Source organism: Psychroflexus maritimus (assembly GCF_011089875.1).
GTDB classification, from domain to species: Bacteria; Bacteroidota; Bacteroidia; order Flavobacteriales; family Flavobacteriaceae; genus Psychroflexus; species Psychroflexus maritimus.
Genome location: NZ_JAANAS010000050.1, coordinates 26,055 through 38,574, shown reverse-complemented (window position 1 = coordinate 38,574; position 12,520 = coordinate 26,055). Strand labels below are relative to the sequence as shown.

Sequence of the window (12,520 nt, the reverse complement as noted above, 5' to 3'; positions counted from 1 at the left end):
TTGGTTAAGTACGTTTTATTTAACAGTCAACTTTTAGGATTTAAGTTATTAAATTTAAACTACAATCTGAAACAAAAGAAGTTTAGTCTTTGATGATTTGAAGCCTAATGAAAGTTATACCATTTATCAATTAAAGTCACCTTACTAAAATACCTTTTTTAAGTTTCAATTTGAAGCACGAAAAGACGAAATACAATTAGTTGCTATCGCTTTGCTGACCAATAGGTTTGCCTGTATAAGACACAATCGCTACATCAACTAAAAAAACTTTTACTCCTCCCAAACATTCTCCAAATCTTCTAGGCTTTTGCCTTTGGTTTCAGGTATAAACTTGTAGGTAAAAAACAAGGTAAAAAGGATAAATACGGCGAATATGTAATAAGGTAAAGAACCATTCCACGTTGAACTCATGTTGAGTTCACTTTCCGATAAAACTGGAAAAAGCTGAGAAACCAGGTAATTGGTGAACCATTGAAAAGCAACGGCAATCGACATGGCTAAACTTCTAATTTTATTTGGAAAAATTTCAGATAAAATCACCCAAACAACGGGGCCCATAGACATGGCAAAAGAAGCTATAAACAATAAAATACCTATTAAAGAAATCCAACCTACTTGTTCTGTTTGCAAACTTATAGCCAGCATTAAAAACCCAGTTAACATGCCTGCGTCTCCAATATAAACCAACTTTTTCCTGCCAAATTTATCTACCGTGAACAAAGCCACAAAAGTGAAAATTAAATTGATTAAAGCGAGTATAGTTTGTTGAAGCAAAACATCATCTTTGGTAAATCCAAGGGTCTTTTCAAAAATATCTGACCCGTAATAAAGTACTGCGTTAATCCCCGTTAATTGCTGAAGCGAAGAAAAAACTAATCCAATTAATATAATTTTGAAAAAAGGACTTTTCAATAAGTTAATCTTCCCTCCTTTTGATGCTTTTTTGATGGATTCTAATATGCCTATTTGAACAACACTTGCTTGCTTCTTACCATTTATTTTCTTTAATATGGTATAGGCTTCAGGCTCTTTTCCTTTCAAGTAAAGCCACCTTGGACTTTTCGGAACAAAAAACAAAAGAATAAGAAACAAAATACTAGGAATTAGTTCAGACCAAAACATTCTTCGCCATCCAAATTCTATATTTTGTGCTTCGGTAAGGTTTTTTCCTATAAAATAAGTCACCAAAAAAACCACAAAAAAACCAATTACAATTGCCAATTGATAGTAAGAAACTAGACTTCCTCTTTTTTCAGGTGGTGCTATTTCGGCAATATACATTGGTGCCGACATAGAAGCTATACCAATTCCAAACCCACCAATAATTCTAAAAGTTACTAATAAGCTTACCGATTCAGGTAAAAATGAAGGCATACCAGAACCCCAAGCAGAAACAGTAAATAAAATAGCCGATAAAATAAGTGCGTTTTTTCTTCCTATTTTAAAATTGATTGGCCCGGCAATTAAAGCGCCCACTAAACACCCCAACAATGCGCTTCCTACTACCCAACCTTTCATGGTTGCATCTAAATCAAAATGCTTGCTTAAAAAAAACTGTGCGCCATTTATTACACCTGTGTCATAGCCAAAAAGCAAGCCTCCTAAGGCAGAAACTACAGTAATCAGGAAAAGGTATAATTGTTTGGTCATTTGTTAAATATTTTAGCGAAAGTAGTAAGAAGTAGAGGAAATAAAAACCCCTATTTTCATTTGTATAGTTTTTGTATAGGGAAATAAATTGTAATTCGCTTATTTACAGCCACCTATAAAAAACTATGTTAAGTGAATAAAACAAATGTGATGTTTAAAAACTTCGATTAAAAAAAACCAAGCACGCTAAACTAATTGGCTTTCGAATTATAATATGCTATAATAGCTTCAGAGGATTTACCAAGGGCTCATTGTTTGTTAGGTTCTTACTTTATTAAAGCTTCATGATAAACTATTCGTAACGATCCTAGAATTCAGAATTATTATCATAAACACTTAGGAAAATAACTATTAAGGTAACCCGAAAACTAGTAAGTAGAAAATTAGCAGTAAATAAGAAGGAAACACCTTGTCAAGTTGGGAATGTAAGTTAAACAGAATTAAGTTTTCTAGTTCTAAACTAATAGCTTCTTTGTAGTAAATTAAAAAATGGTCCATCTTTTTTATATAGGTTTTAGACTCTTGATTTAAAGGGTGATTATTAACTTCATCAAAAGCTTCTTGAAAATCTTGTGCCACGGTATTTTCTAAAATTTTATCTAAATTCATTCCTTCTTTTTCTGCCCACTCGTTAAGCAACTCTGTAGCAATTTCAAAACTTTTTTTAATGTTTTCAAAGATGTTTTTTTCGTCTTTTTGATTATTTGCATTTTCAACAGAAGCAAGCATACAACGATTAGTGAAATTACATTTTTCACACCATCTATTGCAATAATTGTAGATTCCCGAAATTAAATTAGAATTTTGGGCAGCTTTTTTGAAGTCGTCTGAACTCATCATTTAAATTTTTAAAATAAATTTCAATTTAAAAAAAAATTGAGAAACAGAGAGTAGATATGCAACTACAAGAAAGAGTCAAAAAAACATAAAACAAAAGCTACAAACCATCTAATATTGTCTATTTTTGGTTTAAAAAAGTTAATGGAAGTAAGTCAATTAATTCATTCAGCTCTAGAAAAGGCGCAAAATTACAAGAGCTTCAAAAGCTATATTCAAGATTTGTTTAGCCAAGGAAAAACCACTGGAGATAATCAATCTGAAGCTTATATAAATTACACCGAATTGAGCTTACAACGCATGAAGCGCTGGGAAAAGATAGGAAAAATAAATCCGGAACTTGCCGAAAAAATAAAAAGTGTTGAGCAAGAACAAACTTGGTTACTTATTACAGAAGCCTGGTGCGGAGATGCCGCTCACGCGCTTCCATTTATTGAAAAACTAGCAGGGCTCAATCCAAAAATAGAGTTGAAAATTGTTTTAAGAGATGAAAATGAAGAGCTTATGAACCAATTTTTAACCAATGGCGGAAAGTCTATTCCTAAGCTAATTGCTTACGCAAAAAAACAAAACGAAGTCTTGTTTACCTGGGGCCCTAGACCAGAAGAAGCAATGCAGCTAGTCAAGAAAGAAAAAGAGTTAAAGGGTGAGTTAGATGAAGCGTTTAGAAAAAAACTACAACAGTGGTTTAACAAAGATAAAGGAAAAAAAACAGTAAGTGATTTGGTTGAGTTAACTGTGAAAAACGACAACAAATAAATGATAAGATAGTTGCTAAAAGTAAAATTGAACTTGATAGAAGTACAAATTTAAAATCAAATTTATAAGGATATAGTTCATGCAAATAGGTATTTTTGTGATTAAAATTTATAACCGTGATTAAGAGCAATACAAGTGATAATGTTTTCGACCTTCTGTTTCAAGGAATTTCTGAAGGTGTTTTAGTGGTCAACGAAAACCAAATTATTGCTGAAGTTAATAATTCTGTTGCAGATATGTTTGGCTACCTGCCTAACGAATTAAAAGGCTTGCATTTAAATACACTAATTCCAACTAGAGTTCATGCCAAACACGATCACTATTTTAAAGAATTTATTAAGCGAGGTGAAAGCAGAAAAATGGGAATTGGCATGGACCTATATGGCATTAAAAAAGACGGCTCTAAATTTCCCGTTGAAGCAGGTCTTAATCCATTTAAAGTAGATAAGACAAACTACGTGATGACTATTTTATCAGACATCACCGTAAGAAAAGAAGCTGAAAAAGAAATTAAAGCATTAAATAATCAACTAGAAATAAAAGTTGAATCAAGAACTGAAGAGCTAAAAAAAGCTATCAAGCAATTAAAATCTAGTAATGAAGTTTTAGAATTGGAAGTCGCTAAGCGTAAAAAAGCTGAAGCTAAAATGAAAAATGCGCTCAATAAAGAAAGAGAATTAGGCGAACTTAAAACTAAATTTTTATCCTTAGTTTCTCATGAATTTAAAACTCCACTTAGTGGTATTTTAACTTCCGCTACTTTAATTGGCAAGTATGAACAAGCAGAACAACAAGCAAGACGAGATAAACACATAAAAACCATAAAAAACAAAGTCCATTACTTAACTAACATCCTAAATGACTTTCTTTCGATAGAGCGTTTAGAATCTGGAAAAGTGACCTATAAATTTGAAGAATTTAGCTTACAAACTTTAATCAACGAGGTGATTTATAATGCTAATGTTACTTTAAAAAGCGGGCAACAAATTGAGTACCCTAATTCAATTGAAGACTGTTTACTTCGTCAAGATAAAAATGTAATGGAATTAGTTTTATCAAATTTACTTAGCAATGCTATAAAATATTCGCCAGAAGATTCCATTATCAACTTTAAGATTGAACAAACAACTGAAAAACTTCATTTTGAAGTAAAAGACCAAGGCATGGGAATACCTCAAAAAGATCAAAAACATATTTTTGAACGCTATTTTAGAGCAGAGAACGCCATTAATAATCAAGGAACAGGAATTGGATTAAATATTGCTAAAGTACACCTAGAAAACTTAGGCGGAAAAATATATTTTACTTCAGAAGAGAACCAAGGAACAAGTTTTTATGTAGAAATACCAAAGAGACATGAGTAAAAAAATAGTATTAATTGAAGACGATCAAACGGTAAGAGAAACAACTGAAGAGATGCTAGAACTTGCAGGCTATGAAGTCTATACTGCAAAAAACGGAAAAGAAGGAGTTGAAAAAGCAAAATCTTTGAATCCGCATCTTATTGTTTGTGATGTAATGATGCCACAGATGGACGGGTATGAAGTGTTAAAAACCTTAGCTAAAGACGAACATACTTTTGAAATCCCTTTTATCTTTTTATCAGCTAAAACCGACCACAAAGACATTAGAAAAGGAATGGATTTAGGAGCTGACGATTACCTAACTAAACCTTTTGAGGAAGAAGATTTAATAAGTGCCATTGAAAGTAGGTTAGCAAAAACAGCTATTCTGCATCAAAAAAAAGAACGCAAGAATACTATCATTGAATCTCATTCCATGAATTTGGAAAACTTTAAAGCAGAATTGAAAGGTTTTTCAGAGCAAAAATTTAGTGCAGGTGAAGTTGTTTATCGTCCAGGAGATACGGCTAACCAATTTTTCTTAGTGAAAAGAGGCGTAATTAAAACCCATAAAACAGATGGTCAAGGAAAGGAATTAATTACTGCTTTATTTAAGATGGATGATTTTTTTGGCAACTTAGTTTTTAATGAATCGGTGAATTATAAAGAATATGCTACTCCTTTAGAAGACTCTGTTTTATACATTATTCCTAAAGTTGAATTAAAGAAGTTGCTACAAAACAATCATCAAGTTTTATTTGAAATTATTAAGGTTTTAGGAGATCATTTAGATGAATCTAAAGAACAGCTTCTAGATATGGCTTATAGTTCAGTTCAGCGAAAAACCGCACAAACCATATTACTATTTACAGAACGTTTAAAGAAAAACAAACTTAGACAAATACGTATTTCAAGATCAGATTTAGCCGCTGTAGCTGGTATTGCTTCAGAAAGTTTAATTAGAACCTTATCAAAATTTAAAAAACAAGGCATTGTTGAAATTGAAGGACGTAACATTAAAATAATTGATTTTGAAGCACTTGAAAAAATAAAGTAAGCTAATTATTCTTTTATAAAGAACTTAATTAAGAACAGAATAGCAATAAAAACTAGAAAACCTAAAAGGATAAAAAGGCTTCCCTTGTAGTATTTCTTATGTAATTTTTTGTCTTTCCTGTAACTTAAAATAATCAAAACAGAGAAAGCAATAACAAAGAAGACTGCAAAAAACCATTGTCCGTTTGTAAACATTTTTTTTAAACAAAAATAAGGCTAATTATGATTAAAAAACCTATAGAAAGCGTAAAAAAATTTCACGATGCATTTGAAATTGGCTATAAGAATGCACCAACAGTTAATTTAAGTCCTGCAAAAATTGAACTTAGGCATAAATTAATGGCTGAAGAAAATGAAGAATATCTTGAGGCTGCAAAAAACAAAGACTTAGTAGAAGTAGCTGATGCGTTAGGTGACATGTTGTACATATTGTGCGGTACTATTATTGAACATGGTATGCAAGATGTTATTGAAGATGTCTTTGATGAAATTCAGCAAAGTAACATGAGTAAACTTGACAAAAATGGAAAGCCTATTTACCGGGAAGATGGCAAAGTAATGAAAAGCGAATTGTATTTTAGGCCCAACCTAAAGAAGTTTTTTCCTAAAAAAGACCATTAATTTCAGCATCAATTTTTTCTATAATTCCACCTAAGTGCTCGGGATTATCAACAAAGTCAATTTGGTCAACATCAATGACCAATAGCTTTCCTTTGTCGTAACCTTTAACCCAAGTTTCATAGCGGTCATTAAGCTTGTTCAAGTAATCTATTGATATGGAGTTTTCGTAATCACGCCCACGTTTCTGAATTTGTTTTACTAAATTAGGAACAGAACTACGTAAGTAGATTAATAAATCAGGTGATTTAGTAACCGATTCCATTAAATCAAAAAGCGATTTATAATTACTATAATCGCGGTCACTCATTAAACGCATTGCATGTAAGTTGGGCGCAAAGATATAGGCGTCTTCATAAATGGTTCTATCCTGAATTATATCCTTTCCGCTTTCTCTTATCGCTAAAATTTGTCTAAATCTGCTATTCAAAAAATAAATTTGAAGATTAAAACTCCATCTTGCCATGTCATCATAAAAATCTTCAAGGTATGGGTTTTCTAGAACGTCTTCAAATTCTGGTTCCCAATCAAAATGTTTGGCTAGTAATCGGGTTAAAGTAGTTTTTCCTGCGCCAATATTTCCTGCAATAGCAATGTGCATATTATTGTTTTTTCAAGGTATAAATATAAAGTTCTTTTTTGTTGTAAAGATATATTTTTTCATCATTTAGAAAAAAGGCTTCCGCCGAAATTTCAGGAAAATCTATAGGAATTAATTCATGCGCAGAATTCAATAAGAAATAACCCTGGTCTTGCGTCTTTAAAAGCACCCGGTTTTTATAGGTATCAAATGCTTTAAGCTTTAAATTAAATTGCTTGATGATACTTCCATAAATATTAAATTTTAAAAACGAATTTTCTGTAGCCAAATAACAAAAATTGAAATTACTTTTTTGAAGTAAAACCTGATCATAAATCGGAATTGAACGAGCAAGAATTTTCTTTCTCCGGTGGTCATAGACTTGTAATTCGTTCACATCAATATTAAATGTCCACACACTATTATCATTAGCCATGCTAACAAAATCAAAATTGCTATTGTTTTTTAAAAAATTGAAATTAATACGGTCTAATTCATTCATTCGATTATCTAAAAAAACAACTGTATTTGCTTCTTTGTAAAATACTAAAAGTCGAAGTGGATTTAAATAATCTACATAATGAATCTTTCCTAATTGTAAGTCTCTAAACTCCAGTTCTTCATCATCAAAAAATTTAATGAGGTTTCCTTTGCGTTCGTAATACAGGTTCCCTTTTTGATCTACCCCATGAAATTGCCCAACATCAAGGGGTTTCTTTGTAATTAGCTCGGCGGTATATTGTTGAGCATTTACAGTTAAGAAACTGAAGAAAACTAGGAAAAACAAGTGTGTAAGTTTTCTCATAATGACTTGAGTTATTGTTATTACAAATAAAGATTAAAGTTACTTATTCTTTTTGTAAAAGTTTAAAGTTCTTGGCAAAATCCAAGAATTATGTCCAAAATAATTCCATTTCACACTAGCTAAATCTACTTGATCATCAATTAGTTTCTTGTAAGGTCTTCCGTTCACACTAATTTTCACGTGAGCAAAAACTTCTACATCCTTTCCTTTTTGTTTAAAATCCTCTTTTATCACTTGTGCATATTGCCAAGCTCCGTCTGGCTTAACAATGGTTTTATACTGTTTATTTTTAATGTAATCTGAATTATTAATCCATTTCTCTTCACCTGTATTTTTATCAACTACGCGCATTGAGGTTACTCCATGTTTAGACCTCAGCATCATTCGCCAACTAAGCCTATGCCCTTCTTCCGTCCAAAGCACATCATCATCTATAAAATGATGACGTACAGGCAAAGCAATTTGAACAAAAAACCAACTCACTGCAAAAGGCATAAGTATGGGTTTATAATTTGGAACTTTTACTTCATTGCCGGCATAAAATGGTTTTCGTTTTAAAAAAAGCCGATTAATTAGCGCTGGCGGAAAGAAAAATAATGAAAAGGCTAAAGACATATAAGGAAAGATTCCTATATGAAAAACATAACTATTGAAAAGGTGAAAGAATATGCTGAAAATAAAAATAAACAAGCGTGTTCGCTTCCATAAAAGAAGTGGAATTACAAGCAAATCGAATAAAATTCCCACATATTTAATGCTTACATGTGCTAAATGCGTTTGAAGAAAATCTCCAATAATAGGCGTGCTTTGTTTACCTGCCATTAATAGCTTAGGAAAGGTTAAATCGAGCCAATCTGGATAAAATTTGGCAATAGAAGCGTAAGTATAAACAATCCAAATTTGAAGAATTAAGAACCAAGGTACCCACTGAGGCATGGAAATGGATTGTATAGACGGGTTTCGTTTAGCGTCTAAGGAAAAGTATTTATGTGCAGGCGAAATAAGCATAAACACACAAAGTAAAATAAGTAAGTAATAGTGATTATTGTAGGAAGATTTTTGCATAAGATAAGCCATAGTCCACAAAAGCGTGTATATAAAAATACTTAATCTATACCGGTAGCCTAGCATAACAAAAACACCAAATAATCCCATTAAAAAAAAGTAGAAATACATGAACTCTCCTTGCAAGTATTGAAGAAAATCAAATCCTATAAAGTTAAATGTAAAATCGGGTTCTACTAAAGTAATTCTTACCCAACCTGTAGCAATTGCACCCCATGCTTCTAAAGTAATAAGTAATCCAAATAAAATTCTAAAAACAACTAAACTTGAATTGTCAACTTGTTTAAATAAGGTATTAGTTAGATTCATCGTTAATAAAATTTATAACAAACTCTTTATCCTTTTTCATGGCCTTAATCAACTCGTCAACGCCATTAAATTTTTTTTCATTTCTAATTTTTTTAAGCAAATTTACTTTAATTTTCTCTCCGTAAATATCTTGATTAAAATCAAAAAAATGAACTTCCAAGCTTTGTTTATTTTCGCCTAAAGTTGGATTTACACCAATATTCATCATTCCGTAATAAAGCTTACTATTAATTTCACCTTTCACTACATAAACACCGTGTGCAGGTATTATTTTATAGGTTTGTTCAATTTTCAGATTAGCGGTGGCAAAACCAAAATCTTTTCCTAGTCCTTTTCCTTTAACCACCTTTCCTTCAAGGCTAAATTGAGCATTCATGTATTGATTAGCTAAACTTATATTTCCTGCTAAAATAGCTTTTCTTATTTTGGTTGAGCTTACAGCAACATCTTCAATATCTTGTTTTGAAATCTCTTCTACTTCAAAACCAAATTCATTACCAAACTTGTGCAAATCCTTAATATCTGCTGTTCTGTTTCTGCCAAATCTATGGTCATATCCTATAATTACTTTTTTAGCTTGCAAGCCTTTTACTAAAATTTCTTCAACATAAGCTCTGGCAGTAAGTCGTGAAAATTCTTTGGTAAATGCCTGTATCACTAGATTTTCTAACCCAGTTTTTGCTAATTCTTCCTGGCGTTCTTTTATAGTATGGATGAGTTTTAAATCATTACTTTGCTGAAGCACCATTCTAGGATGTGGAAAAAAAGTAAGCAAAGTTGATAAATAGCCCTCTTTTGAAACTTCTAAAAGTTGATTTATAATTTTTCTATGGCCAATATGCACCCCATCAAAGGTACCAATAGTAACTACTGTGGGTTGACTTGTTTTAAAATTATTGACGTTATTAAATACTTTCAATGCACTAGTTATTTACCGTTAAATTCGTTCATTGTTATGGAAGGTCCAGCTAAGCAGAAAGATTTTACCAGTGCTTTTGCCTTTTCTAGTCGCTCTGGCATAAATTCTTTTTCGTGGTCACCCCATTTACCTAACACATAATTGACTTGTTTTCCTTTTGAAAACTGGTCGCCAATGCCAAACCTAAATCGAGGGTATTGATTGGTGTTAATTTCTTGCTGAATGCTTTTTAGCCCATTGTGTCCTCCATCACTTCCTTTCATTTTTAGGCGGAAAGTTCCAAAATCTAAATTTAAATCGTCTGTAATTACCAACATATTTTCGATTGATATTTTCTCTTTTTCTAACCAATACTTACATGCCTTTCCGCTTAAATTCATGAAGGTGTTGGGCTTCAACAGGAATAATTTTTTACCTTTAATTGAAGCTTCTGCAATTTTTGCGTAGCGTCTTTCTTGAAAATCAACTTCAAATTCTTCAGCTAATTGATTAATTATTTTAAATCCTATATTGTGTCTTGTATTTACATAATCAGCTCCAGGATTACCTAGGCCTACAATTAAAAACTTCTTCATTGTATCAGCTTTCGATTTTTTTGATAGTAATCTTCCAAAAAATGCTCTCACTTTAAATTTTTAGTAAAAATAAAAAAGCATCACCAATTGGGATGCTTTCTTATCATTATTTTGTTAGAAGACTAAATTTATTCTTCAGATTTTGCTTCATCTGTTGCTTCAGCTCCTTCTTCAGTTCCTTCTCCATCTTCATCATCATCGTCTGCATCAATTGCTGCAACGTTTCTAGATGTTCTTACTTGACAAATTACAGTGTTATCTGGGTGAAGGATTTTAAAATCATCGCTAGCTGCACCAGTTACATAAAATTTGTTTCCAATTTTAAGTTTAGTAATGTCAATTTTAATGGTATCAGGAAGTTTCTTAGCCAGACCTCTAACATAAAGTCTTCTTAAGTTAAATCTTAATACACCACCATTTTTAACTCCCTTAGGAATTCCTTCAGTTTCTACAGGAATTTCCATAGTAATTGGTTGGTCTTCTTCAAACTGGTAAAAGTCCATGTGAAGGATGGCATCCGTTACTGGGTGAAATTGAATGTCTTGTAAAACTGCATTCAATTTTGTACCGTCATTTAATTCAAGATTTACGGTATGCACGTCTGGCGTATATACTAAATTCTTGAAAGAAATTTCAGGTGCGTTGAAATGAATAGCCTCTTTCCCTCCGTAAACTACGCAAGGGACCTCACCAGCATTACGTAGGGCTTTGGTTGCTTTCTTGCCCACGCTTTCTCTTTTAGATCCTTTGATCGTAAGTGACTTCATAATTTATTTATTTATTACATTAAAAATTTAGAGCTAATTGATTTATTGGTTTGTATAGCTTTCATTACTTCAGCAAATAATTCGGCACAACTTACCAGCTTAATCTTTTCACTCTTTTGTTTAAGAGGGATACTATCGGTTACAATAAGCTCCTCTAGTTTTGAATCTCTTATTTTATCATAAGCACTTCCTGATAAAACAGGGTGCGTACAAATTGCTCTTACACTTTTAGCTCCACGCTCCATCATTAAATTAGCAGCATGCGTTAATGTTCCAGCAGTATCTACCAAATCATCTACCAAAACAACATTTTTACCAGTAACATCCCCTATTAATTCCATGTGAGAAATCACATTGGCTTTAGCACGTTGTTTGTAGCATATAACTACATCAGATTTCATTGCTTTTGAATAAGCATAGGCCCGCTTAGAACCTCCCATATCTGGTGAAGCCATGGTTAAATTATCTAAACCAAGGTTTTTTAAGTAAGGTAAAAACACTGTAGAGGCATACAAATGATCAACTGGTTTTTCAAAAAAGCCTTGAATTTGATCGGCATGTAAATCCATGGTAATAATTCTCGTAGCTCCAGCTGTTTCAAGCATTTTGGCAATCATTTTTGCGGCAATGGGTACTCTTGGTTTGTCTTTACGGTCTTGTCTTGCCCACCCAAAGTAAGGAATTACTGCAGTAATATGCCTTGCTGATGAGCGCTTTGCCGCGTCTAACATGAGTAACATTTCCATTAAATTGTCTGAATTAGGAAAAGTAGAACCAATTAAAAAAACGCGAGACCCCCTTACCGATTCTTCAAATGAAGGCTGAAACTCACCATCACTATACTTATTAGTGATTACATTTCCTAATGGAATTCCATAGTATTTGGCAATAGACTCTGCTAACTCTACACTTTGTGAGCAAGCAAAAATTTTCGCAACCTTTTCTGTTTCAGGCATAATACTTTGTATTGTGTTGTAATTTAATGTGGGTGCAAAAATATAAATTAAATTGAAAGTAGCTTCAAAAAAAATGAGCTATTTTAATTCTAAATTCAAATTTTTATTTAGCTTTGCAATTCAAAATTTGCCTAGGTGGCGGAACTGGTAGACGCGCTGGATTCAAAATCCAGTTTCTTCGGAAGTGCGGGTTCGATTCCCGCCCTAGGTACTTTTATAACTATTTAGTTTTTTGATAGTTATAGTTCAAAATTTAGTAGGTGGGATTCCTACTGGGATTA

The 12,520-nt window shown here is 32.3% G+C and carries 14 protein-coding genes and 1 tRNA gene; 5 read left to right on the top strand and 10 right to left on the bottom strand.

Translation table 11 applies throughout. From position 1 onward, the window contains the following. Nucleotides 1-270: 270 nt before the first annotated feature. Complete coding sequence (locus G7034_RS07090; protein ID WP_166400265.1) at nt 271-1,650, bottom strand: sugar porter family MFS transporter; 1,380 nt, start codon at nt 1,648-1,650, stop codon at nt 271-273. Nucleotides 1,651-2,001: 351 nt separating this feature from the next. Next, a complete protein-coding gene (locus tag G7034_RS07085; RefSeq protein WP_166400264.1) occupies nt 2,002-2,487 on the bottom strand; it encodes a hypothetical protein in 486 nt (161 codons plus the stop codon). Nucleotides 2,488-2,631: 144 nt separating this feature from the next. Between G7034_RS07085 and G7034_RS07080 the strand changes: the two genes are divergently transcribed. From G7034_RS07080 to G7034_RS07070, 3 genes are all read left to right on the top strand, one after another. Continuing rightward, nucleotides 2,632-3,246 carry a thioredoxin family protein gene (locus tag G7034_RS07080; protein WP_166400263.1) on the top strand — a complete coding sequence of 205 codons (615 nt, stop codon included), beginning with the start codon at nt 2,632-2,634 and terminating at the stop codon, nt 3,244-3,246. A gap of 116 nt (nt 3,247-3,362) precedes the next feature. Then, nucleotides 3,363-4,610, top strand: a complete 1,248-nt coding sequence (locus tag G7034_RS07075) for a PAS domain-containing sensor histidine kinase (protein ID WP_166400262.1) — start codon at nt 3,363-3,365, stop codon at nt 4,608-4,610. Beyond that, complete coding sequence (locus tag G7034_RS07070) at nt 4,603-5,646, top strand: response regulator (protein ID WP_166400261.1); 1,044 nt, start codon at nt 4,603-4,605, stop codon at nt 5,644-5,646. Before G7034_RS07075 ends, G7034_RS07070 begins: the two co-directional genes overlap by 8 nt. Before the next feature lie 5 nt (nt 5,647-5,651). On the opposite strand, the gene G7034_RS07065 is transcribed toward G7034_RS07070, so the two are convergent. Continuing rightward, nucleotides 5,652-5,840, bottom strand: coding sequence for a hypothetical protein (locus G7034_RS07065; RefSeq protein WP_166400260.1), 189 nt, complete (start codon nt 5,838-5,840; stop codon nt 5,652-5,654). Between the two features lie 30 nt (nt 5,841-5,870). Between G7034_RS07065 and G7034_RS07060 the strand changes: the two genes are divergently transcribed. Next, the gene (locus G7034_RS07060; RefSeq protein ID WP_166400376.1) at nt 5,871-6,266 is read left to right on the top strand and encodes a pyrophosphohydrolase domain-containing protein; all 396 of its coding nucleotides are present in this window, start codon (nt 5,871-5,873) and stop codon (nt 6,264-6,266) included. Here the strand turns inward: G7034_RS07060 and G7034_RS07055 are convergent. The 7 genes from G7034_RS07055 to G7034_RS07025 form a co-directional block, all read right to left on the bottom strand. Then, nucleotides 6,250-6,864, bottom strand: a complete 615-nt coding sequence (locus tag G7034_RS07055) for a deoxynucleoside kinase (RefSeq protein ID WP_166400259.1) — start codon at nt 6,862-6,864, stop codon at nt 6,250-6,252. The two genes, G7034_RS07060 and G7034_RS07055, sit on opposite strands and share 17 nt — an antisense overlap. Before the next feature lies 1 nt (nt 6,865). Continuing rightward, a complete protein-coding gene (locus tag G7034_RS07050) occupies nt 6,866-7,648 on the bottom strand; it encodes a hypothetical protein (RefSeq protein ID WP_166400258.1) in 783 nt (260 codons plus the stop codon). A 39-nt stretch (nt 7,649-7,687) separates the two neighbouring features. Beyond that, nucleotides 7,688-9,022 carry an HTTM domain-containing protein gene (locus G7034_RS07045; protein ID WP_166400257.1) on the bottom strand — a complete coding sequence of 445 codons (1,335 nt, stop codon included), beginning with the start codon at nt 9,020-9,022 and terminating at the stop codon, nt 7,688-7,690. Then, entirely contained in the window at nt 9,009-9,941 is a 933-nt protein-coding gene (locus G7034_RS07040; protein WP_166400256.1) for a bifunctional riboflavin kinase/FAD synthetase, read from the bottom strand. The genes G7034_RS07045 and G7034_RS07040 overlap by 14 nt, the downstream gene beginning before the upstream one ends. A gap of 8 nt (nt 9,942-9,949) precedes the next feature. Next, nucleotides 9,950-10,516, bottom strand: a complete 567-nt coding sequence (gene pth / locus G7034_RS07035; protein ID WP_187349877.1) for an aminoacyl-tRNA hydrolase — start codon at nt 10,514-10,516, stop codon at nt 9,950-9,952. Nucleotides 10,517-10,644: 128 nt separating this feature from the next. Beyond that, nucleotides 10,645-11,283, bottom strand: coding sequence for a 50S ribosomal protein L25/general stress protein Ctc (locus G7034_RS07030; RefSeq protein ID WP_166400254.1), 639 nt, complete (start codon nt 11,281-11,283; stop codon nt 10,645-10,647). A gap of 14 nt (nt 11,284-11,297) precedes the next feature. After that, on the bottom strand, nt 11,298-12,239 hold the full coding sequence (locus tag G7034_RS07025) for a ribose-phosphate pyrophosphokinase (RefSeq protein WP_166400253.1): 942 nt from the start codon (nt 12,237-12,239) through the stop codon (nt 11,298-11,300). Nucleotides 12,240-12,368: 129 nt separating this feature from the next. Between G7034_RS07025 and G7034_RS07020 the strand changes: the two genes are divergently transcribed. Continuing rightward, a tRNA-Leu gene (locus G7034_RS07020) sits at nt 12,369-12,450 on the top strand. Nucleotides 12,451-12,520 lie beyond the last annotated feature (70 nt).

What these genes read in the sequence shown, in the direction of transcription:
- G7034_RS07050 (WP_166400258.1), bottom strand. Translation starts at nt 7,648, where the DNA reads ATGAGAAAACTTACACACTTGTTTTTCCTAGTTTTCTTCAGTTTCTTA.
- G7034_RS07080 (WP_166400263.1), top strand. Translation starts at nt 2,632, where the DNA reads ATGGAAGTAAGTCAATTAATTCATTCAGCTCTAGAAAAGGCGCAAAAT.
- G7034_RS07085 (WP_166400264.1), bottom strand. Translation starts at nt 2,487, where the DNA reads ATGAGTTCAGACGACTTCAAAAAAGCTGCCCAAAATTCTAATTTAATT.
- G7034_RS07065 (WP_166400260.1), bottom strand. Translation starts at nt 5,840, where the DNA reads ATGTTTACAAACGGACAATGGTTTTTTGCAGTCTTCTTTGTTATTGCT.
- G7034_RS07025 (WP_166400253.1), bottom strand. Translation starts at nt 12,239, where the DNA reads ATGCCTGAAACAGAAAAGGTTGCGAAAATTTTTGCTTGCTCACAAAGT.
- G7034_RS07090 (WP_166400265.1), bottom strand. Translation starts at nt 1,650, where the DNA reads ATGACCAAACAATTATACCTTTTCCTGATTACTGTAGTTTCTGCCTTA.
- G7034_RS07070 (WP_166400261.1), top strand. Translation starts at nt 4,603, where the DNA reads ATGAGTAAAAAAATAGTATTAATTGAAGACGATCAAACGGTAAGAGAA.
- G7034_RS07055 (WP_166400259.1), bottom strand. Translation starts at nt 6,864, where the DNA reads ATGCACATTGCTATTGCAGGAAATATTGGCGCAGGAAAAACTACTTTA.
- G7034_RS07045 (WP_166400257.1), bottom strand. Translation starts at nt 9,022, where the DNA reads ATGAATCTAACTAATACCTTATTTAAACAAGTTGACAATTCAAGTTTA.
- pth (WP_187349877.1), bottom strand. Translation starts at nt 10,516, where the DNA reads ATGAAGAAGTTTTTAATTGTAGGCCTAGGTAATCCTGGAGCTGATTAT.
- G7034_RS07030 (WP_166400254.1), bottom strand. Translation starts at nt 11,283, where the DNA reads ATGAAGTCACTTACGATCAAAGGATCTAAAAGAGAAAGCGTGGGCAAG.